Source organism: Mechercharimyces mesophilus, from assembly GCF_059818345.1.
Genome location: NZ_JCBAPH010000001.1, coordinates 561,661 through 582,479 on the forward strand (window position 1 = coordinate 561,661; position 20,819 = coordinate 582,479).

General features: G+C 42.7%; 24 protein-coding genes. 22 read left to right on the forward strand and 2 right to left on the reverse strand.

Annotated features, from left to right (window positions below; translation table 11 throughout):
* Window positions 1-26: 26 nt before the first annotated feature.
* The 7 genes from AC6RGY_RS02985 (at window position 27) to AC6RGY_RS03015 (ending at window position 7,577) form a co-directional block, all read left to right on the forward strand.
* The gene (locus AC6RGY_RS02985) at window positions 27-1,361 is read left to right on the forward strand and encodes an acetyl-CoA carboxylase biotin carboxylase subunit (RefSeq protein WP_499861445.1); all 1,335 of its coding nucleotides are present in this window, start codon (window positions 27-29) and stop codon (window positions 1,359-1,361) included.
* Window positions 1,362-1,442: 81 nt separating this feature from the next.
* Window positions 1,443-1,655: an acetyl-CoA carboxylase biotin carboxyl carrier protein subunit gene (locus tag AC6RGY_RS02990; protein ID WP_499859714.1), complete on the forward strand. Its 213-nt coding sequence runs from the start codon at window positions 1,443-1,445 to the stop codon at window positions 1,653-1,655.
* Window positions 1,656-1,680: 25 nt separating this feature from the next.
* Complete coding sequence (locus tag AC6RGY_RS02995; protein WP_499859715.1) at window positions 1,681-2,577, forward strand: hydroxymethylglutaryl-CoA lyase; 897 nt, start codon at window positions 1,681-1,683, stop codon at window positions 2,575-2,577.
* Window positions 2,578-2,655: 78 nt separating this feature from the next.
* Window positions 2,656-3,429 carry an enoyl-CoA hydratase-related protein gene (locus AC6RGY_RS03000; protein WP_499859716.1) on the forward strand — a complete coding sequence of 258 codons (774 nt, stop codon included), beginning with the start codon at window positions 2,656-2,658 and terminating at the stop codon, window positions 3,427-3,429.
* 13 nt (window positions 3,430-3,442) lie between these two features.
* Window positions 3,443-4,978: an acyl-CoA carboxylase subunit beta gene (locus AC6RGY_RS03005; protein WP_499859717.1), complete on the forward strand. Its 1,536-nt coding sequence runs from the start codon at window positions 3,443-3,445 to the stop codon at window positions 4,976-4,978.
* A gap of 252 nt (window positions 4,979-5,230) precedes the next feature.
* A complete protein-coding gene (locus AC6RGY_RS03010; RefSeq protein WP_499859718.1) occupies window positions 5,231-6,181 on the forward strand; it encodes a ketopantoate reductase family protein in 951 nt (316 codons plus the stop codon).
* A 43-nt stretch (window positions 6,182-6,224) separates the two neighbouring features.
* Entirely contained in the window at window positions 6,225-7,577 is a 1,353-nt protein-coding gene (locus AC6RGY_RS03015) for an MFS transporter (RefSeq protein ID WP_499859719.1), read from the forward strand.
* 156 nt (window positions 7,578-7,733) lie between these two features.
* Here AC6RGY_RS03015 and AC6RGY_RS03020 read toward each other — a convergent pair whose 3' ends face one another.
* Window positions 7,734-8,402, reverse strand: coding sequence for a hypothetical protein (locus tag AC6RGY_RS03020; RefSeq protein ID WP_499859720.1), 669 nt, complete (start codon window positions 8,400-8,402; stop codon window positions 7,734-7,736).
* 278 nt (window positions 8,403-8,680) lie between these two features.
* On the opposite strand from AC6RGY_RS03020, the gene AC6RGY_RS03025 reads away from it, so the two are divergent.
* The gene (locus tag AC6RGY_RS03025) at window positions 8,681-9,109 is read left to right on the forward strand and encodes an Imm7 family immunity protein (protein WP_499859721.1); all 429 of its coding nucleotides are present in this window, start codon (window positions 8,681-8,683) and stop codon (window positions 9,107-9,109) included.
* A gap of 310 nt (window positions 9,110-9,419) precedes the next feature.
* On the opposite strand, the gene AC6RGY_RS03030 is transcribed toward AC6RGY_RS03025, so the two are convergent.
* Window positions 9,420-10,256: a DUF1259 domain-containing protein gene (locus AC6RGY_RS03030; RefSeq protein WP_499859722.1), complete on the reverse strand. Its 837-nt coding sequence runs from the start codon at window positions 10,254-10,256 to the stop codon at window positions 9,420-9,422.
* Window positions 10,257-10,447: 191 nt separating this feature from the next.
* On the opposite strand from AC6RGY_RS03030, the gene AC6RGY_RS03035 reads away from it, so the two are divergent.
* From AC6RGY_RS03035 to AC6RGY_RS03100, 14 genes are all read left to right on the forward strand, one after another.
* Window positions 10,448-10,984: a DUF2247 family protein gene (locus tag AC6RGY_RS03035; protein ID WP_499859723.1), complete on the forward strand. Its 537-nt coding sequence runs from the start codon at window positions 10,448-10,450 to the stop codon at window positions 10,982-10,984.
* Window positions 10,985-11,068: 84 nt separating this feature from the next.
* On the forward strand, window positions 11,069-11,410 hold the full coding sequence (gene imm40, locus AC6RGY_RS03040; RefSeq protein WP_499859724.1) for an Imm40 family immunity protein: 342 nt from the start codon (window positions 11,069-11,071) through the stop codon (window positions 11,408-11,410).
* Window positions 11,411-11,578: 168 nt separating this feature from the next.
* Window positions 11,579-11,875 (forward strand): transposase, encoded by a 297-nt coding sequence (locus AC6RGY_RS03045; RefSeq protein ID WP_499859725.1) that lies wholly within the window; start codon window positions 11,579-11,581, stop codon window positions 11,873-11,875.
* An 11-nt stretch (window positions 11,876-11,886) separates the two neighbouring features.
* A complete protein-coding gene (locus AC6RGY_RS03050) occupies window positions 11,887-12,723 on the forward strand; it encodes an IS3 family transposase (protein ID WP_499861446.1) in 837 nt (278 codons plus the stop codon).
* Window positions 12,724-13,191: 468 nt separating this feature from the next.
* Window positions 13,192-14,142, forward strand: coding sequence for a LytTR family transcriptional regulator DNA-binding domain-containing protein (locus AC6RGY_RS03055; protein WP_499859726.1), 951 nt, complete (start codon window positions 13,192-13,194; stop codon window positions 14,140-14,142).
* Window positions 14,143-14,295: 153 nt separating this feature from the next.
* Window positions 14,296-15,144 (forward strand): ABC transporter ATP-binding protein, encoded by an 849-nt coding sequence (locus AC6RGY_RS03060; RefSeq protein WP_499859727.1) that lies wholly within the window; start codon window positions 14,296-14,298, stop codon window positions 15,142-15,144.
* Window positions 15,144-15,836, forward strand: coding sequence for an ABC transporter permease (locus tag AC6RGY_RS03065; protein WP_499859728.1), 693 nt, complete (start codon window positions 15,144-15,146; stop codon window positions 15,834-15,836). The genes AC6RGY_RS03060 and AC6RGY_RS03065 overlap by 1 nt, the downstream gene beginning before the upstream one ends.
* 489 nt (window positions 15,837-16,325) lie before the next feature.
* Entirely contained in the window at window positions 16,326-16,916 is a 591-nt protein-coding gene (locus tag AC6RGY_RS03070) for a hypothetical protein (protein ID WP_499859729.1), read from the forward strand.
* Between the two features lie 249 nt (window positions 16,917-17,165).
* Window positions 17,166-17,726, forward strand: a complete 561-nt coding sequence (locus AC6RGY_RS03075; protein ID WP_499859730.1) for a CPCC family cysteine-rich protein — start codon at window positions 17,166-17,168, stop codon at window positions 17,724-17,726.
* Window positions 17,727-17,882: 156 nt separating this feature from the next.
* Complete coding sequence (locus tag AC6RGY_RS03080) at window positions 17,883-18,146, forward strand: hypothetical protein (RefSeq protein ID WP_499859731.1); 264 nt, start codon at window positions 17,883-17,885, stop codon at window positions 18,144-18,146.
* Window positions 18,133-18,330, forward strand: a complete 198-nt coding sequence (locus AC6RGY_RS03085) for a hypothetical protein (protein WP_499859732.1) — start codon at window positions 18,133-18,135, stop codon at window positions 18,328-18,330. The genes AC6RGY_RS03080 and AC6RGY_RS03085 overlap by 14 nt, the downstream gene beginning before the upstream one ends.
* Before the next feature lie 92 nt (window positions 18,331-18,422).
* Complete coding sequence (locus tag AC6RGY_RS03090) at window positions 18,423-19,085, forward strand: hypothetical protein (protein WP_499859733.1); 663 nt, start codon at window positions 18,423-18,425, stop codon at window positions 19,083-19,085.
* Window positions 19,086-19,324: 239 nt separating this feature from the next.
* Window positions 19,325-19,921, forward strand: coding sequence for a hypothetical protein (locus AC6RGY_RS03095; protein ID WP_499859734.1), 597 nt, complete (start codon window positions 19,325-19,327; stop codon window positions 19,919-19,921).
* Between the two features lie 425 nt (window positions 19,922-20,346).
* Window positions 20,347-20,700: a hypothetical protein gene (locus AC6RGY_RS03100; protein ID WP_499859735.1), complete on the forward strand. Its 354-nt coding sequence runs from the start codon at window positions 20,347-20,349 to the stop codon at window positions 20,698-20,700.
* The last annotated feature ends 119 nt before the right edge of the window (window positions 20,701-20,819 follow it).

Genomic DNA, 20,819 nt, shown 5'->3' on the forward strand with positions numbered 1-20,819 from the left:
GATGGGAAGGGAGAACATATATGGCGATACAGAAAGTCCTCATAGCGAATCGAGGCGAGATTGCGCGCCGAATCATACGAACATGTAGAAAGGTTGGTATAGAGGTTGTAGCGGTCTATTCGGATGCCGATAAGGATATGCCTTATGTCCAGGAGGCGGATATAGCCGTTCACATTGGACCACCTCCAGTAAAGCAAAGCTACCTACATATCGATGCCATTTTAAAAGCGGCTCGAGAAACAGGGGCGGACGCCATTCATCCTGGTTATGGTCTTCTCTCTGAGAATGCTTCTTTTGCAGAAGCGGTTCGCGATGCAGGTCTTCTCTTTATTGGACCGACAGCGGAAGTGATCGCACAGATGGGAGAAAAGGTGGTGGCACGTCGCCTGATGGAAGAGGCAGGCGTTCCGGTCGTTCCTGGTACGGAGGGGATTGAATCGGTAGAGCAAGCTCTGACGGAAGCGACCCGCATTGGTTATCCGCTCATGGTGAAAGCGAGCAGTGGCGGGGGCGGGATTGGTATGGTAGTGGCCAAAACAGAAGAGGAGCTACTAAAACAATTGCCCTCTGTTAAGGCCAAAGCGGAAGCCTATTTTGGGGATGGAACCTTATTTCTTGAGCGATATATTGAGGAGCCACGGCACGTGGAAGTACAAATATTGGGAGATGATCAGGGGAACCTTCTCCACTTGTTTGAGCGTGAATGTTCGGTACAGCGACGCAATCAGAAGGTGATCGAAGAGAGCTTATCTCCTTCCATTCAAGAAGATACACGTCAACGTTTGTTTGATGCGGCTCTGCAAGCCGGCAAAGCAGTCAATTATACGAGCGCAGGAACAGTAGAATTTATGGTAGATAAGGATGAAAACATTTATTTTCTAGAGATGAACACGCGTTTACAGGTGGAACATCCTGTAACAGAGGCTGTGACGGGGTATGACCTGGTTTACTGGCAACTAAAAATCGCGCAAGGCGAGCCACTAACCATGCGACAAGATCAGGTGCAAGCAAGTGGACATGCTATTGAATATCGTATTTACGCTGAGAACCCACAAACCTTGTTTCCATCACCAGGACAGATTGCGCGCCTTTCTTATCCAGCAGGGGAAGGGATTCGCATCGATGCGGGGGTGGAGGAAGGGAATAGTGTCTCTCCTTTTTATGACCCGATGATTGCTAAGTGCATTGTAAGCGGTTCCAATCGAGCGGAAGCGCTTCAGCGAAGTACCGATGCACTTGCCTCGATCCAAATAGAAGGAATTAAAACCAATATTCCTCTTCTCCTACGGGTGCTAGAAACAGAAGCGTTTCAGGTGGGCAAGGTAGACACCCAGTTTCTTGAGCGTTTGTTGAAGTCTTGATGGAGAAGGATTATGGTAGTCGTTCGCTAATATAGGTAAGAAGAGGGTACGTAACGATCGCATGATGAGAGGATGAAGAGAATGAAGCAAATTCAAGCATCGATGGCAGGGACCGTTTTTAAAATCTTAGTCGCGGAAGGGGAAGAAGTGAAAGCGGGCCAAGAAGTGATTATCTTAGAGTCGATGAAGATGGAAGTACCCATCGCCGCCGAACAAGATGGGGTGGTCAAAGAAGTGAAAGTAGAGAATGGTTCTTTTGTGGGAGAAGGAGATATCCTCATCGTGATTGCATGATGACAGAGCGAACAGGAGGGGACGAATGAAGGACAGCGTTAAAATCGTAGAGGTGGGATTGCGGGATGGACTACAAAATGAGGCGATATTTATACCGACTGCGCGCAAACGCGCACTGATCCAACAATTAGTAGAAGCAGGTCTAAAGCAGTTGGAAGTAACCTCTTTTGTTCATCCCAAATGGATTCCCGCCCTAAAGGATGCGGGCGAATTGGCATCTTCTTTGCCAGAGCGTAGCGATGTCTGCTATCGTGCCTTGGTTCCCAATATGAAAGGGTTGGAGCGGACGGAAGGGACCCGTATCGATGAAATCGCGGTATTTCTCTCTGCAAGCGAGACCCATAATCGCAAAAATGTGAATCAAACGATTTCAGAATCGCTACTGAGTCTGCGAGAAGTGATTACAAGCGCACAGGATCAAGGGAAAAAGGTTCGTGGATACGTCTCTACCGTTTTTGGTTGTCCCTATGAGGGCGAAGTTTCACTGAAGCGAGTGAGTGAAATTTGTGAACAGCTATTATCGTATGGTGTCTACGAGATCTCCCTCGGGGATACCATTGGGGTGGCCGTTCCCAAACAAGTCAAGCAAGTGTTACAAACACTAAAAGCGGATTTTCCCATCAGCCAAATGGCGGGTCATTTTCATGACACGCGCGGGATGGCCGTGGTTAATAGCTATGTTGCTCTGGAAGAGGGAATTCGCACCTTGGATACAGCCTTTGGTGGCTTAGGAGGATGTCCGTATGCGCCCGGGGCAGCCGGCAATATGGCAACGGAGGACCTCGTTTATTTGCTAGAAGGTAACGGCATCGATACTGGAGTAAATCTAGAAGCATTGTGCGAGATTAGCGCTTCCTTGCAAACCGATCTACAAAAAACATTGCCCTCCAAAGTATTACAAAGTGTGTTGGCTCAGAGCTGAATGAAAGTTTTATTTTAAAATTAGCCAAATATTCTCTTCTAATGTCTAATTTCTACAAGAGACAGAAAGGGGCTATCCATGAACACGATTGAATGGGAACGAAGAGAAGGAATATCAGTGATTACTCTCCAGCGACCGGAAGTGAATAATGCACTCAACCTACCTACCTTACAGGAACTACGTGAGGTTTTTGCTGAGCTGTATTATTCCAAAGCGACACGAGCGGTCATTCTGACGGGAAGCGGTTCTTCCTTTTGTGCAGGAGCCGATTTGAAAGAGCGACGCGGGATGTCCCCAGATCAAGTGCGTCACTATGTTCAAACGATCCGGGAAACATTTCATGAGATCGCCCAACTACCGAAGCCTGTCTTTGCAGCAGTGAATGGATGGGCGCTGGGAGGAGGAATGGAGTTGGCGCTGGCCGCCGATATCCGAATCGCTTCCGAGAAAGCGCTTTTTGGTTTGACTGAGACCTCTTTAGGGATTATTCCGGGAGCGGGTGGGACCCAACGTCTCCCGCGACTGGTAGGGAGTGCGATCGCAAAAGAAATGATCTTTACCGCCAAAAGAATCGGGGCAGAAGAAGCTCATCACATCGGATTAGTGACACAGGTGACACCAGCGGAAGAATTATTGCCTCGTGCCCTGTCGTTGGCGGAAATGATCTCTGACAACGCTCCATTGGCAGTGGCTCAAGCCAAATCGGCTATTGACCAAGGGATGGAAGTAGATATTCACACGGGACTGATGTTGGAAGCGAAATCATATGAAGCACTCATACCAACCAAAGATCGCATAGAAGGGCTACAATCTTTTCGAGAGAAACGAAAACCGATCTATCTAGGAGAATGAGGAGAGGATTTCTATGAACAAAGATACGCAATCAACCTTACACCAGAGGCGTGAACAAATAGAAAGTGGGGGAGCTCCCAAGTATCATGAACGTTTAAAGCAACAAGAGAAGTTGTTTGTAAGAGATCGTCTGCAAATGTTATTTGATGAAGAGAGCTTTGTGGAAGACGGTTTGTTTGCCAACGCGAATGAAGCGTCTCTGCCGGCTGACGGGGTAGTAACGGCGATCGGCAAGATTCATGGGCAAAAGGTATGTGTGATGGCCAATGACTCTACGGTAAAAGCGGGATCATGGGGAGCACGTACAGTAGAGAAGATTATCCGTATTCAAGAGACGGCAGAACGTCTGGGTGTTCCGATGCTTTACTTGGTGGATTCGGCAGGCGCACGGATTACGGATCAGATTGAAATGTTTCCTGGTCGACGTGGGGCCGGACGTATTTTTTATAACCAAGTGAAACTCTCGGGTAACATCCCGCAAATCTGTCTGCTGTTTGGTCCATCCGCAGCTGGAGGAGCCTATATTCCGGCTTTTTGTGATGTGGTGATTATGGTTGATCAAAATGCCAGTATGTACCTCGGATCGCCTCGCATGGCGGAAATGGTGATTGGAGAAAAGGTATCACTAGAGGAAATGGGAGGAGCCCGCATGCACTGTACGCAGAGTGGATGTGGGGACGTCTTAGCGGAATCAGAAGAGGAAGCCATTGCGCTGGCGCGAACCTACCTTTCTTATTTCCCAGGAAACCATCGTCACCCGTCGCCTGTTATCGAAGCGAAGCATCCTTCTTCATCAGCCCGACCGATTGCCGATATTGTTCCTGATCATCAGAATATGCCTTTTGACATGATGGAAGTGATTGATTCTTTGATAGATGAGGACTCCTTTTTTGAGATGAAGAAGTTGTTTGCTCCGGAGCTTATCACAGGCTTTGCTCGAATGGACGGGAAAGCCGTCGGCATTGTCGCCAATCAGTCTAAAGTAAAAGGAGGCGTCCTCTTTACCGATACGGCAGACAAAGCTGCCCGTTTTATCACTTTGTGCGATGCGTTTCAGATTCCCCTGCTCTTTTTAGCTGACGTGCCTGGGTTTATGATTGGAACTCAGGTTGAGAGGAGCGGGATTATTCGACACGGGGCCAAAATGATAGCTGCCATGTCGGAAGCCACGGTTCCCAAAATCTCAGTCATCGTACGAAAAGCTTATGGCGCCGGTTTGTACGCGATGGCAGGTCCTGCTTTTGAACCAGATTGTTGTCTTGCCCTTCCGACGGCACAGATTGCCGTAATGGGGCCTGAGGCAGCTGTCAATGCCGTGTATAGCAATCACATTGCAGCCCTCGAAGGAGAGGAGCGCACACAATTTATTACGCAGAAGAGAGCCGAGTATATGGAAGATATCGATATCTATCGACTCGCCGCGGAATTAATCGTGGATGATATTGTTGCTCCTGATGCGTTGCGAACAGAGTTGATCGCTCGTTTAGTAGCCTATGAAGGAAAAGAGACCGCGTTTGCTAAAAGAAAGCATCCGGTCTATCCCGTGTAACCTTCTTCAAAGCCCTGTGCTTCGTCATTAGGGCTAGAAAAGAAGGAGTGCTTCGGGTTAGAAAGAAAGAGGGATAGATTGATGATGGGACATGCCCTCTCTGTCTTTCAGATGGACCTTAGTAGGTGAGAGGGTGTAGATTACGGGGCCGGCAAAAAATGTCGGCTCTCTTTCTTTAGATAAAGGATTGTTCATATTGCATCTAGCGGGGAAGTGAAATAGGATGGAGGGAGAATAAAGCGAGGTGAGAGCGTGAACATTGGAGTATGGGGAGGAGGAGCACTGGGGTTACTGTGGAGTACCCGTATACAGGAGCTCCAACGCAGTACCGTTCTCATCACACGGACGCACGAACAAGCAAAGCTCATTCAGCAACAAGGGATACAGTTACGCACCCTGACGGGGGAAGAGAAGCGAGTCTGGGTCGATGTGAGGGTGGATCCAGCGGTAGAGGCAGACCATGGCCAGTTAGAGGACATGCCCGTGTTTGATTGCTTGTTCGTCACTTTGAAGCAATTCCATCTGCCACTTGTCGCAGAGCGGATCTTGGCCCATACCCATAAGGAGACTGTGCTTGTTCTGTGGCAAAATGGATTGGGACAAGAAACCTATTTTCATCAGGCTCCTTCCCCGCATGTATGCGCTGCTGTTACGACGGAAGGTGCCTTGCGGAAGCAAGGGAACCAAGTATGGCACACAGGAGCGGGGTTCTCCAGAGTGGGTCCAATGGTAGCCGATCGCCCGCTACCGGACTGGTTTATTCCATTTATCGAGCAATGTCGTGAGGCTTCTTATCCTATCAATTACGAGCCACTGATTCGGTCGCGTATGTGGGAAAAAGTGATGATTAATAGTGTCATCAATCCGCTGACAACATTGCTTGAGGAACCCAATGGGTTTTTAACTCGTCTTCCTATGAATGAAGTGATGGAGCTCATCTTACGAGAAGCAATGCAAGTGGCTGAAGCAGAAGGGATCGAGGTTTCGACGATGGAAGAGATGAAAGCAAAAGTAGAGAGCGTGTATACGAAGACCGCACGGAATACCTCCTCTATGTTGCAAGATCGGCAGGCGGGTCGTTCGACAGAAGTGGAAGCCATTAATGGGGCATTGGTCTCTTACGGGCAGCAACATGGCATCTCTACTCCTGTCAATGAACTATTGGTCCACTTGATTAAGGGGGTAGAAGAGAAGAGAAAGTAATGGGCAAACACCAGACCTTAGGAAACAGAAAGGAGAGAAAGAGATGGGAGCAAAAAAGGCACTGCCAATGGAAACCTATATTATTGCTTTGTTTGTTAGTGTATTAGACTTGTCTATGATCGCTCCCTTGCTGACCTCCTTACAAGATACATTTTCCCTTTCGCTGAAGTGGAGTGCGTGGGCACTTGCTCTTCATCTAGCCGTCTTTTCGGTGTCGCTATTATTGATGGAGATGGGAACGGCAGTGATAGGGAAAAAGAAATGGTTTGTGCTCTCTCTTGTCTGGTTTGCCCTCGGTGCCCTTTTGGCAAGCGTCAGCACAAGTTGGTCCTTGTTTCTTAGTGGTCGCCTCTTGCAGGCAGTGGGGGCGGGTGGATTTGTGCCCCTGTTTTCAGAAACACTTAGAAGAAAAATGATGAAAAGCGCCCCCATCCAGCGAAAAGGAATGGTAGCGGGTTTTATTATCCTGATGGTGGCGAGCTCTGGTGCCTCAACCGCTGTGTGGCTATGGTGGGGATGGAGAAGTGTTTTCTTCCTTTACTTTGTTGCTGCTGTGGTTGTGCTCCTCCTTTTTCCGCGATATATCCAAGACACGGCTGAGCGCTTAAAGCCTTTTTCTTATGGGAGCCTCGGATTGTTCTTTTCTCATTTTCTCTTTCTTATGTTAGCCATGACCCTCTTGGAGGTCGAATCCTTCCCACTGTCGCTCTGGGAGCCGACCTCTCTTCCCTACTGGCTTTTGGGCTTTGGGTTGATGGTTCCTCTTTATATGATGGAACGAATTTCTGTCCGTCCCCTCTTTAGAGGACACTTTGCCCGTGATCGTCATATGTTTCTCCTCCATCTGATTGTGATCCTAACGGGGGCAAGCTGGATGGCAGTCGTCCTATTGCCCGCATGGGCGGGCCAGCTTTTACAGGACCCAAGTCTGGGTTGGCTGGCATTGGCGATTGTGACGGCATGTGCCTGGGTGGTGCTCCCATTATGTCGACAACTAGCGATACGCTTTGGTTATACCCTGGTTCTCGTGCTGGGCTTTCTCACAGGCGCGATCGCTTATTACCTTCTCTCTATCGTAGAGGGCTGGGAAGTGGGTATTGTGGCATTACTTCTATTGGGGCTGAGCATGGGCTTTATGATTGGTGCTCCTCTGCACGAAGGAATCTTTGCCCGCGTCTCCGCTCGTCAAGTGAAAGCCGTCCTCATGACCCTCGGCATGCTTCGCGCAATGGGAGGAGCGCTAGGGGTATTGCTCTTAACGAATGTAATTGGAAGTCAGTTCCCCAGCGGCACCTTCGAATCCTTCCAAGCGGGCTGGACGTTCCAAGCGGTTCTTTGTGTATTGGGGCTCCTGTTGGCGATGCTCTTAATTGGTTCGGATGATGAGATGGGGTAAGTGGTGGGTGATGGTTGGATGCAGAGTAGAGGTGGCGGTCTAGCGGATCTGAAGCCAGTAAGGATGGGGAACGATCGTCAAACTCAGGAAAGTAGAGAATATTCATCTTTGCTCTCCTATCATTATTGATTCGACGTTCGCTCCCCTTACTCTTTCTCATTCGATGCTTCCAAACTCTTCAAACAACCGATCAGCAATCGAATCATCCCAATATACTTTGTCTATGTAGTCCTTATGTTCTTCGTCATCGATATCGAATAACTCTCTACCTACTAATTCGTCTTGTATGAAGGTAGGAGATAGCTTGGAATAATTAACTCCTACAAAATCACTCATTTCCTCACGGGTTACTGATATAGTGTATGTGTGATTTTTATGAGAGGTGGCGATATTTACTTTATCAACCTCAGGGAGATAAAGGAATTGTTTCTGAGCCTGAAAAAACAAATCCCATTTCGAAGGTTCTTCATCATAATTGCCGTCATTGTCTTGATCAAACCAATACTTGTTAAAGTCTGCTTTACTCTTAAATGGTTGCTGGTAGCCGGTTAAATTTTTGTTGTACTTCTTTAAATACTCTTTGTCCATTTCATCAAATGAGCCATATAGTTCAATATTAACTGTATCTTCTTTCTTCTTATAGCCCTTTATCATTGAAGGGAAATGGGTTTCGTCCATTGTTTTTGCCTTCTTGGCGATTTGTTCCTTCTCTTCTTTTGATAGAGTGATTTTCTTGTATATCTTTGCCGATATGGTATCTGGATTGAAGCTACATCCCGATAAAGCCAAGGATATAGCTACCGTAGCTACAATCACTTTTCTCATAACATTCCCCTCCACTATCCCTTGTTATTGGTTGAAAGTACCATACCACAAGTACTTTTAACAAAACAAGCTCCTTCAGCTCTAGTGTTCTCAAATTGCTCATCGAATGAGTACTCTTCATGCAGAAGAGAACAGTAGTACTATGAATCGGGATTAATAAAGGTAGAGGTAGTTTAAATGATAGATACCCAATCTTCTTTATCTAACTGAGTTGTATAATAGAAATACTAAGAGGAAATTGGCTCGTCAAGCCACTAGAATATTATGGGGGATTAAGAATGTACGAGTTTCATGGGTGGGCTTCATTAGTATTATCTCCGGGTGTTGAAGAAGTTGATGATGATGAATTGGATAGAGTGATTCATTTAATCGAAATGAGGATGAAAGATCTGAAGTGGGGTAATGACCTTCTTAAGTTGGGTGTCGTAAATGGCTGTTACTATTTACATACTGCAGGAGTAAGAAATCGCGTGCCTTCAAAGAAAAATCAGGATGGTACTTGTCCTATAGAATTTTTCAGGCATGTAGCAAAGTTAGCACCTGGATCATATGGTCTTCTCTATATCATTGATCACGGTGCTATTACTGAGACTGAAACTCAAGCTTATGCAATGAGAAGAGGTGAATTAACACAACAAGCAGATTCCTTTTTCTCACCATTTATTCCAACGGTGGAAGACCCGTATGATGCGGGGTTAGATTTTTAAATTGCTTTGGAGGTAAAGCCTACATTCTGTAGGTAGCTGGTTTTAGCTAGTCTGATGGTTACAGATAAATAGTGGTGAAAAATGGATGAGGTCAACATAAAATAGCGGTTTGCTCAAAGAGAAAAGATAAAAGAATTCTTGAAAAAGCACCCACTGGAAGTTTTGATCGAGTAAAAGTACACGCAGAGTGATGTCATTCAAGGAAGTATAAAATAGGGTGTCAATTAAGAAATGAGCTATATTTATTTGTTCAAAGAGGAGTGCATTTAAGTCGTATAACAGGTTTTACCGCAACCGCAGATATCTTGCTTTATCTCTTCAATACTTGAAATGCTCTTGCGATCTTTCTCGCAAAGATTATTGGATTCTCGAGCTTTTCCGCACGCACTTGGTTAATCAAAGGATTAGAAAATAAAAAGGGGTTATCGACAGAAGATATTGGGATCCCTTCTGCATGTAGAGCGTTAACAATCGGATTGACTTCTTGTGGACGAACAGAAATCTGTGCTAGGTTTAAGGCTACTCCTTGTTTGTCTAGACTTCCAGAATTAAAGAAAGAAGAGGTGACCTCATTCGCACCGATGGCGGACCGGCCCAGGATTTCCACTGGAAAATCTCTAAATATGCCTGCATCACAAAATTCACCTACTACACCAAAGTTTTGCGTGGCGCCGAGGGCATTTGCGAATAGGTCGCATAAGAATGAGTCTCTCTGTGATATAGGCATAGGCTTTATTGAGAGCGTATTGAACGCGCGAGCAATTTTAGTTCCAAATGAAAGAGGGTTTTCAATGCTTTCAACACCAATATCAACGATTTGAGGCTCGGCTGTCAGATAAGGAATATTGACCCCACTCACAATAAGACGATCTGAAAGTAGTGACTGAACGAAAGGGTCAACTTCTTTCGGTAAGAGGGGGATCTGACCCACATTTAGTGCTCTTCCTTGACTGTCGAAGTTTCCAAAATTAAAAAATGCGCCTGTAGCGAGCCCAGCTTGATTGGCAGAACGTCCTAGGATACGGACGGGGATATTTCTTTGTACGCCTGCATCACAAAAACCATTAAAAACACCGAACGCAGTCCCATTGATTATTTTCGCAAAACGATTACAGAGGAAGTTTAATATGGCTTCTCTATTGGCCATTTATCTGAACATCCTTTCTCATAATATATGTGGTATATAATATATTATGAGAAAGAATGTTATCTGATTGGATGATGAAATTAAATGAAAGTATAATTAGTGATCTTAAGAGAGGCTAGTATCGAATGACCAATGTCAACAAGAAGATGTAATGTGGGTATTACTGCATTTATAGGGGTGCCAATTAAGAAATGAGTTATATTGATTTGTTCAAAGAGGAAAACATCGATGTTAATTGGATGACTTTGCTAATCGGTCTGGATGGACCAGTAAATCATACTCCTCTAATTGATGTAATAGATATTATCAGTTTTGCAGTTGAAGAGTTAAGTAGAGTACCAGATGATTTATCAGATGAAAATGTCATTTCCATTGCATCGGCATATGATTCGGAATATGAAAGTATAAAAAACAGTTTAAGAGAGTTGTCTAAGAAAGTAGGTAGTACTAGAGAAATAGAGATTCGAAAATGGAGACTGCTTCTATTAAAGAAAGCTTTAAAAGATCTTTCTCGAGATCCTCTGTATGGAATGATTAGTTTGACTGAGTTTTGGGAGGGGTTTAACTATCCAATGGATAGTCCGCATATTGTTCAAGGGAAAAATAACAATATTGAACCTGAAGAGTATTATTCAAAGGAATTTTATGAAAAGATGATTGAAAAGCATTATGATTGGCTTAAAAGAGAGAAGTGTCACTTGAATCATATAATGAGTAATGGATGGTAGCTTATTTATGTATTGTGGTTTAAAGAGTTTGACTGGAGGATAAATAGAAATGGACAATTATATAGAGTAAAGGAGCAATGATGAGTGTTTCCAAATGATTATCCCTTAGAAATGGTAAATAAGGCCTACTCTTTAGAGAGGATAGGTGTATCTAACTATGCATGGGGAAAAGAGGATTCTTTTCGGGTGATAGATTACCTCACTAAAAAAGGGTTCGCGATTGTAGGCGGTGATGTCTATATCTTGGAAAAAGGTGAATTAGAGATAACCTATGATAATTGGTACATTAATAGAGGTGACAATAAAAAATGGGGGGATTTTATATTAGAAAGTAAAAAGAGAGCGATAAAATTTATTGCTGATTACAGTAATAGAAATGGGAATAGTTATTACTATGCGTTAGTATATAGTGCTGAAAAGCAATAGAAAACTAGTTGAAATAGGTGGAGGGAGATATATGGCTATTTCTGTATCTCTAGTTAAAGAAAAAGAAGATGAGGAGGTGGTAATCTATAAGTGACGTGATATAGTGAAGTTGTAACACCACGTAGAATAAAAACGATATACTAGAATCAAAGAAAGTGGTGTTGCCAAATGGGAAGAAAACATTACGATGAATCACTTAAAGAAAAGTTGGTCCGTATGCATTTGGAAGACGGACGAACCATGAGTAGTTTGACGAGGGAGTATCGTCTGGGGAACGGAAGCCTAAACAAATGGGTGAAGCAATACCGCAAAGAATGGTTAAACAGTCAGCAAACGAACGGAGCACCAGAGATCGATCCTTTTGACCAACTGGCTCAACTAAGGAAAGAAAAAGAAGAGCTAGAAAAGGAAGTCCGCTTCCTAAAAAAGGCGGCCGCATTCTTTGCGAAGGAAATCGATCAGTAATCTATCCGTTCATAAGAGAACATGCCCCTGAGTTTGGTGTCCGATGGCTACTCAAGCGGTTCCAGTTATCTCCCCATGCCTACTACAACTACCGAAAGGAACGAAAAGCGGCGTATTTCAAACAGAAAGAAGCTACGCAATCGGCAATCACGGATATTTACCATTGTTATAACGGGAAAATGGGTTACCGGATGATTCAGCGTCAACTTTCCCAAGAGGGTCAATCGTTTAGTCCGATAACCGTTCATAAGTATATGAAAGAACTCGGCCTACGTTCGATTGTATATAAAAGGAAATCTCCTTATCTAAAGGGAAAGCCTCACAAAGTATTTCCGAATATTCTTAATAGGGATTTCTCTCCCTCCCACACAGACCAGCGGGGGTGTACGGATTTCACTTATATCCGCCTGTCAAATGGACGGATGAGAAACAATTGTTCGATTCACGATTTGAAGGATCGTAGCATTGTAGCAACGAAAACCGCCGCCTATATTACGGCAGACTTAGCGATCGAAACCTTGCAACAAGCACTCGATCAACATTCACCAAAGAAAGGGCTGATTTTACATAGTGATCAAGGGGTTCAATTCACCTCTAAAGCCTTTATTCATTTTTGTGAGCAGAATGGCATCAAACAAAGCATGAGTCAGGCGGGATGCCCATACGATAATGCACCTATGGAGTCCTTCTTCGGCAAACTAAAAAATGAACACCTTCATCATTACGTCATCGATGACGATGGACATCTCAACGAACTCATCACGGATATATTTTTCGTTATTACCATCAATGTAAGACCCCATAGTGCTCTAGGTGGGAAAACCCCCATGGAGGCACGCTCAGCTTAATCTTTTTCTACTGACCGTTACAACTTTGCTTGACCAGGTCAGAGATCGGTCCTTTTTCAATTCTCGAATAAATAGTAGATTGCCGTCTTCGAATTTATATATTAAGGCAAATCAAAACGCCTGGTATGACATTAACATTTAGTCGTAGGTTTGAAATAAAGTCGCGATTTTTTGAAGGAAGTTGCGAAACTTTTATCCATTTATGCCTTGATATTTTTTGACTGTGATTATTAGAAATACTATGTGGATAAAATAACTTGTTTTGGGTAATCTTTATTGTAAATCCCAATACTAAGTTGCTTAATAAATCTAATAAGTGCTCTCATCCCTAATTGAAGGTGACAGATGTTATATGACAAATGAAAATTAACAGGAAAATGATCAAAGCGAAAATAAAAGTGAACCAGTGAAAGCAGGTTACCTCTCGTTTACGAAAATTTAATTGAAAGTAAAAGAAAGGATGGAAAAATGGCCAATTTTACAATCGACAAAGAGATGATAAATGGAAAGTCGCTTCCCTTATTTTCCCTTACCATCAGCGATTCGCAAACAACCTCTGTTTACAGTGATACGGAGGTGCAGACTGAGCTGGTGAAGGTCCTCCGCAACAATACCAACATTCCGATTTTTGATCAACAAGAGGGATTATATATGCGTTTATCGGTAGAAGACAATATCGCTTTTTTTCATAAGTGGTTCGAATGTAAGATGCAGTTATCAGAAATTCTCGTGCAGTTTGAACTGTACAGTTGTGCAAAGAAAACTTTGTACAAGTGCTCAGAATCCGAAATCCGCCGAGTTTTCTTCGCTAAATATTTTTTAAGCGGTTTTAATTCAATGGTATTTCTAGATCCAATACATGGTGTTGATGTCATAACAGTAAATACGTTTATCAATATGATTCGAAAAATAAAGGAATTGCCGATATCTGTACTCATTTTAGTATCTAATATGGAACACGCGCTTTTACTTGGTGACATTGCGTACGAGCTTCAGCAAAATGGTATTCAGCAAGTTGAAATTGATAAAGGGAGCTCAATAACGCCTGAACTGGAGAGTTCCATCGAACCAACTACTGCAGATATATTCAAAATCTCGGCAAAGGTGGGTGATAAAATGATTCTATTTGACCCGCCAGAGATAGATTATATAGAAAGCCAGGATGGAAAGACGATGATTATCATCAATGAGGAGTCATATGCTATGGATTCCACACTGACCGAAGTTAATAAGAAATTGGAGGGTTATGGATTTTATCGTTGTCACCGGTCCTATGTAGTGAATCTGCAAAAGGTACGCGAGATCATTACATGGTCGAAAAACACATACTCACTTAGAATTAATAATAAAAATATGTCAACCATTCCACTGTCTCGTTCCAAAATTCAGGATATCCAGGAGAAATTAAGCCTTAAATAGATACAATTCACCATTACAAGCTAGAATAATGAGAGTTTGTTAACTTGAATGTGGTACAGTTCACCTCCTTTTTGGTATGTTTCGTAGTGATATGACTGAACCTTACAGCTCAATCCACTATGATTAAGGCAATTGATCAAAGGAGGGTTCTAGTTGAAAAATACAATTGAAGTAAAAGGAATGCAGAAAGTTTTTGGCACAAAAACCGCCATTAAAAATGTCAGTTTCAATGTTAAGCAGGGGGAAATTTTCGGATTTCTTGGTCCAAGTGGATCTGGCAAAACAACTACAGTTAAAATATTGACCGGCGAGCTATCACAAACCTCTGGTGACGTGAAAGTGCTCGGTATTGATTCGGCAAAGTTTGGAACATCAGATTTCAAATCCCAGGTTGGGATATTATCGGATAACAGCTCGTTATATGAGCGGCTGACCATCTATGATAACCTGAAATTATTCTGTAAATTATATAGTGCACCACTGAATCAAATTGACGTGGTACTACGGGAAGTTAATTTGCACCATGAGCGTTCCAAAACGATCTCGAGGCTGTCAAAAGGAATGAAGCAGCGTGTACTGCTGGCCAAAGCTCTTATTCATAAGCCTGAACTGGTATTTCTGGATGAACCGACATCTGCTCTGGATCCTGGAAATATGGCACACATTCACCGTGGCCTGCAAAAGCTGAATGAGGCCGGCACAACAATTTTCTTGACTACCCATAATATGGAAGAAGCAACTGAGTTATGTGACCGTGTTGCGTTTTTGCATAATGGTGGACTACAGGAATTAGACAGTCCGAACTCACTACGCTACAAATACTCGACCCATGCTTTTCATGTGGAAACTTTTGCAGGTAATCAACTGGTCATTGAAAATCAACCAGAGAAAGCCGATCAAATCAGAGAACTGGTCGCAAGCGGTCAAGTAAAAGCAATGCATACTGATAATCCGACACTTGGACAGATCTTTATAAAAGTGACTGGAAGGGAGCTGGAATAATGAGCGTTCAACGAATAAATGCCATTTTTGAAAAAGACATAAAAGACTTCACGAAAAACATGACGCTGTTGGTGATACCAATAAGTTCTATCTTAATAGCGTTAATTTACTCCTTGATTGGTGATGGAGAACTTCAAATTAATTTTATCTATGTGATTATAGGTGGAACTTTTTCAATGGTTACAACAGGCACCATAATGACTATGATGGCCGAAGAAAATGAGAGGAATACAATGCGCGGATTGATACAGTCTCCTGCATCGCTTTTGGATATCATTATCGGAAAAAGTCTGGTCACCGGAATAATCACTATTATTTGCCTTGTAGTCTCGCTAATGATAGTTGGAATTGAACCGATTTTGAACTTCAGGGCAATCGTGGGACTTGTCTTGATGTTCTTGTTCTTTTTGTTGTTGGGTATCGGTATAGGGTTGTTTTCGAAATCGCTAGCTGCAACATCTGGTTACTTGATTCCAGTCATGTTCCTGTTTGGATTCACACCGATGGTTGGATTCTTTAACCTTGCTGAAGACAGTATAGTGATTAAAATTACCAATACGTTTCCAGTCATGCAAGCAATCGAAATGCTGGATAACAGCTTTTGGCTCCATTTGGGAATAATTGCCGTTTGGGTAATCGGTGCAGCATTGTTTACGTATGTTTGTTTTCGAAAGGTCATGACTGATGACTAAGCGATTTTTGAGACTGGCAAAGTGATGAACGAACTGCTGGATGGTTTAATCAGGAAAATACATTTAAAGGAGCGTATTATGGATCACAAAGAAAAAAGGCGGACTTTTATGTGGTGGATACACGGCGCTATAAGGTTCCTTCTGGCTATCACCCTTATGTACAACGGTGCGATCAAGCTTGGCCTTGGCCAGTTCGGGGTACCTGATCTGGGAGACGCACTGATTTCTCAAGGCGAGATGAGTCCAATGGGTCTACTGTCACGAATGGTGTCGTTTTCTCCGCTGTTTCAAACTCTCGCCGGAGTTGCTGAGGTCGGTGCAGCCATTGCTCTGATTTGGCATCGCACCGTCGCATTCGGTGCGATGCTAGGTCTGGCCACGATGTCGTTTGTTTTCGTTCTGAATCTAGGCTACGATATGCCGGGAAAACAGATATCGCTTGCTCTGTTTATCATGTCCGCGATCGTTCTTCTGCCATGGATGACACGTATGTCAAAGTCGATGTTTGGTCAGGGACAGATCTCAACCGCTACTACACCATTACTTATCCCTTGGCCCAAATTTTCACGCGCGACCAGGATCGCCGGCCCTATTACCAGTTTATTGATACTAGGACTCGTAGGCTGGTTAGCATTCACTACTCAGCCAATAAGAGATATCAACGAGTCCGCACCCGCTGGAGTTTGGGTTGTGCAGGAAGATTCGGAGGCTCCAGCTGCACAATTGTCTGAGGACACGCGGTGGCAAAAGATCGCATTTGGTGATGTAGAGACCAATGGGATCGCAAACGTCCAGGTTCGAGTCGCTGACGGATCGCTTTTGGAAGGAACCTATCAACGTGAAGGAGACGAAACCGTCCAATTAAAATTGCGTGAGCTACGTATGCCGGGACAGACTGTGGAGGAGTACGAGTCCATACCCGAGCAGACTTTCGACCTGATAGTCCAAGAACAGGCGGACGGCACCATGCAACTCAGTGGCGATAAGGACATGGTGATCGCCACAGATTCCGACGCTAGGCTCCTCTACGACCGTGGGTTTCACTGGGGAATACGTGTGGATGACCCATTCGAACGATGATAAGTGCAAGATGGAGTAAAAAAGAGCAATCCCTCACTAATCCGAAGGATTGCTCTTTTCATCTTGAATAGATGACAGAAACGAGATCACTTTTCAGGAAAGAGTAGCATGATTCTTTCTCGACGTTTTTCATTTTTAAATTAATCTTTGTTAAACTGAACTGATAAGGGAATTTCTTCACTATTATAAATAAGCGATTGAGACGGCAGAAAAACTCAGTGGAGTTAAAAGGTGCGAGGGCGAACGAATATGGAGAGAAGAAGAGCAATTTTAATGATTGCTTTGTATGATTTGGAGAAGCTTTCAGTAGAAGAGCGTGAATCAAGACTACTAGACTGGTGGGGAATTGACCAAGAAGATCCTGAGTATTTATGTCTTCCAAAGGAATTGCAGTTTGAGTTAAGTCGATTCCAAGAACCAACAGAGGACATAACGAGCCAGAGGTATAACCCTCTTCTCATAGAGTCATTAAAGTTTGATTGGTTCGGTGTAAAAAACGAGTACATTTCCTCCCAACTTTCTTGGATTAAAGGAGAAAAGATAGAGAGTGAAGGATCAGAAGAACAGTTATTCACGTGTCCCTGCTGTCGGTACATGACAATAGAAGAAAGGGGTCAGTATGACATTTGCCCAGTTTGTTTTTGGGAGGATGATGGGAATGATGATCAGACGTTAACGGTGTATAGCCTCCCAAATAGAATGACGCTTGAGGAAGCCATAAAAAATTTTTGTGTGTTTGGAGCTATTGATGAAGGATCAGTGAAATTTATCAAGAGAGATGCAAAAAAACGCTATCACTATGGAGGATGAATAAGGGGATTGTGGTAATCTAATATACTAGAAGGTCCCATTACGTGCTAGCTTGCTAACCTATTATTTAGAATGACAGTATGTGGCTAGTCGTGTCTTGGATTCCACCTATTGATGACGGATAGCTCTGTTTCTCTGTTGAAGGTGTAGTTCTACTTGAGGGGAGTGTTTGATGAAAATATGGGGATGGACAGGGAATCATATGAAGATCTCTTGGAGAGAATTAGTTGGGGTGATGAAATAGACTTCCACTATAATGGGAAGGAATACTGGATGATTCCACATCACCAAGGGAGAGGTTGGCTTTTTTATCAGTCAGGTCCAATTAATGAACAATGGTATGAGACGGGAGAAGAAATGCTTGAGCAAGCTCGTATTGATGGAAAATCAGTTAAGGAAATATGGAATGTCCTACGTTGAAGTGCAGGACAGGTTCGCCATTACAATAGCGAAACAGCAAAGCACTCTTGTAACGAGGGTATTTTTTGCTATGAAAAGAAGTGATTCGATGGACTTTGTGGAAGTGAACAAGAAGAAGGAATATACTTTACTTGCTGACAAAGGCATTCCGCCGTTTTCCGAGTGGCCAAATCTCGCTGGCTAATTACGACAAGGTCAACTTGCATAAGCGGGAAGGGATGATCAACGTGGTGCCCGTATCGATAGGCTCTTTTCCTGATATAGTAAGGGGAGGAAGTGAATTTCCTGATCAAATGGCTCATCGGGCATGAAGTTGAAAAGGAATTAAACGAATTTTGGAATTGGGCTGGAATTGATAAAATTAATTATGGGAAGTCAACGGTTGAAATAGATGCTACTCTATATCCTAATTGGAGAAAGGTAATTAAATTAACGGCTGAACTCATTAGTCAAATTACTGCATCTGAAATTGATATACAAGATTTTATACCCTTAATTCTTACTGTCCTCGGTCTTGATCATGAAGTAGAAGATATTCTTGATCTATTAACTGAAAAAGTCGATGATGAAAGGTTAGAACACATAGTTTCAGTGGGAATTAATTTCCCACTATACAGTACGAGATGGCAAATTGCAGAGCTAATCGGCAGAAAAACCGATTGCAACTTTAAAAGTCATCTAATGCATCTATTAGAAGATGAAAATAAGTATGTTGAAAGAAGAGCACTGATTTCTTTAGCGAGAACAAATCCAGATGTTGCGAATGAAGAAGCATTTAGAAGGATAGTTAATGATGATGAGATGATAAGGTATGTTTCCTTGAGAATATTAAGGGAATCCTCTTCAAACTTCCTAGCAAAGGCAATGGAGATGCTGAAGACTGATAGTAGTGAAATTATTAAAGATGAATTACTCCGTATAGAAAATTCAAGACAATAAATCCTTCATCTAATGATCTACATTAATTGTGACTTGGATAAGTGGAACGGGCTTTTATCTGTGACTTGTGGTGCTAGTTAAATAAGAATAGTCCTTGCAAGAGAAATCCATCATAATGATGAAAGGATTGATAGATAAAGGGGAAGAGTTTTAACATTTATAGATAAATGTTGTATGTAACCTGTCATGTGTTTTTTATGACTGGTTACTAATCAAATCGTAATAGGAGTGTTAGAAAAATGGAAAATTTTTTAGATTATAAACCTCTCGATTGCTTTGTAGATGTAGACTCACAAGAAAAGCTTGATGACTTCTTTAAATTAACACATAATCTTCATGATGGCTTAATTAAAGAGATGCATATCTTAAATGAAGCCTATATAGATGGTGATTTGTCAATGTCGATTGATTTCCAATATAACCTCAGAATTCTCATTCAACGGCAATGGAAAAGCCCATCTGCGATAGAGATATTACTTGGCAACGTTAGAAAATTAGATTTGGTGGAGTCTAACTATTTGTCTAATGCATTTGGTGAATACAAGGTAAATAAAATGAACGGGGAAAAATGCATTAAACTTGATTTTGATTGCAATAAAATTACATGTTCAAGGATGCTATATCGTGATGCTTCAGACTGGATGGGTAGAGAGAGTCGTTTTGGAGAAGAAATTATCCTATCCCCTCTAATGCCGGCAGAAAATTTAGGTGACGGATGGTACATGTGTACAAATTGCACATATACTTGGGAGCCAAATAATCGATTAGTCAAACGTTGCCCTAATTGTGGGGGTAAGAGCGGTGGAGGATATGGATGGATAAGTAATTCGAGATAGATTATATAATTGATGCAGGCACTTCCGCCTTAAGCTTGATTATAAACTAATCTTGTTTACCAATAACGCTAAGAGTCGCTTGGATCAAGAGGGACGGGAATTTATTTTAATACTCTCTGAAGCAGGGTGAGCATTGACAGGGCAAAGTGAACTATAAATGGTGCAGTGATAGATGTGCTTCCTAGTTTTTGCTTTGTGGATAGAACGAAGGTCCTTACTGCTGAAGGTGGAAAGTCTATCGTAGAGATTGAAGTGGGCGGCAATGTCCTATCTAAGACAACAAGACAAAGGAATATCCTCTCTGGCTGTATGGATATGTCCTTTACATTTTTCGAGTCTAAATAGGGAATATTGGATGGTCGGTCTCGCAGATTAACCACAGTTATTCCTAGGAAGTCATTAAAGTCAAGGTGATGATTTAAACAATGAATAGTTGGGAGTTTGACATTCCGGAAGAGTATACATTAATAGGCTTTTTCGGAGATGAGCCGGTTGAATCTGACCCGCAGGATGGGTTCTGGTGTTATGAAGTTCAAGATAGAGATATAGAAGTGAGGATCTCTCTCAATGCTATTGAAAAGTCATTCCAAGTGATAATGAAGTACTTAGGAAGCACTATTTCTTGTTTATCATTTGAAAATGGAGTAGTAATGAGAGTGGATAATTGGAGAGGTAATGATATACTCGAGAGTATATTTGATTATGAAGATGCGTATACACGGATTATTATTAAAATCCAACCTCAAATCTCTGTGGAAGTCAGTACTTTGACGAAGTAAGGCTCGTATTGCTAGATAATACCCCACCATTTTTATGGAAGCTACCTATTTATATGAGTAATTCTAGGGATAGGCACTATTTGACCAATCTTCGGTCGCTATTAAGAGGAAATGACAAC

What these genes read in the sequence shown, in the direction of transcription:
- AC6RGY_RS02990 (WP_499859714.1), top strand. Translation starts at nt 1,443, where the DNA reads ATGAAGCAAATTCAAGCATCGATGGCAGGGACCGTTTTTAAAATCTTA.
- AC6RGY_RS02995 (WP_499859715.1), top strand. Translation starts at nt 1,681, where the DNA reads ATGAAGGACAGCGTTAAAATCGTAGAGGTGGGATTGCGGGATGGACTA.
- AC6RGY_RS03000 (WP_499859716.1), top strand. Translation starts at nt 2,656, where the DNA reads ATGAACACGATTGAATGGGAACGAAGAGAAGGAATATCAGTGATTACT.
- AC6RGY_RS03005 (WP_499859717.1), top strand. Translation starts at nt 3,443, where the DNA reads ATGAACAAAGATACGCAATCAACCTTACACCAGAGGCGTGAACAAATA.
- AC6RGY_RS03015 (WP_499859719.1), top strand. Translation starts at nt 6,225, where the DNA reads ATGGGAGCAAAAAAGGCACTGCCAATGGAAACCTATATTATTGCTTTG.
- AC6RGY_RS03020 (WP_499859720.1), bottom strand. Translation starts at nt 8,402, where the DNA reads ATGAGAAAAGTGATTGTAGCTACGGTAGCTATATCCTTGGCTTTATCG.
- AC6RGY_RS03025 (WP_499859721.1), top strand. Translation starts at nt 8,681, where the DNA reads ATGTACGAGTTTCATGGGTGGGCTTCATTAGTATTATCTCCGGGTGTT.
- AC6RGY_RS03030 (WP_499859722.1), bottom strand. Translation starts at nt 10,256, where the DNA reads ATGGCCAATAGAGAAGCCATATTAAACTTCCTCTGTAATCGTTTTGCG.
- AC6RGY_RS03035 (WP_499859723.1), top strand. Translation starts at nt 10,448, where the DNA reads ATGAGTTATATTGATTTGTTCAAAGAGGAAAACATCGATGTTAATTGG.
- AC6RGY_RS03045 (WP_499859725.1), top strand. Translation starts at nt 11,579, where the DNA reads ATGGGAAGAAAACATTACGATGAATCACTTAAAGAAAAGTTGGTCCGT.
- AC6RGY_RS03055 (WP_499859726.1), top strand. Translation starts at nt 13,192, where the DNA reads ATGGCCAATTTTACAATCGACAAAGAGATGATAAATGGAAAGTCGCTT.
- AC6RGY_RS03065 (WP_499859728.1), top strand. Translation starts at nt 15,144, where the DNA reads ATGAGCGTTCAACGAATAAATGCCATTTTTGAAAAAGACATAAAAGAC.
- AC6RGY_RS03070 (WP_499859729.1), top strand. Translation starts at nt 16,326, where the DNA reads ATGTCAAAGTCGATGTTTGGTCAGGGACAGATCTCAACCGCTACTACA.
- AC6RGY_RS03075 (WP_499859730.1), top strand. Translation starts at nt 17,166, where the DNA reads ATGGAGAGAAGAAGAGCAATTTTAATGATTGCTTTGTATGATTTGGAG.
- AC6RGY_RS03085 (WP_499859732.1), top strand. Translation starts at nt 18,133, where the DNA reads ATGTCCTACGTTGAAGTGCAGGACAGGTTCGCCATTACAATAGCGAAA.
- AC6RGY_RS03095 (WP_499859734.1), top strand. Translation starts at nt 19,325, where the DNA reads ATGGAAAATTTTTTAGATTATAAACCTCTCGATTGCTTTGTAGATGTA.
- AC6RGY_RS03100 (WP_499859735.1), top strand. Translation starts at nt 20,347, where the DNA reads ATGAATAGTTGGGAGTTTGACATTCCGGAAGAGTATACATTAATAGGC.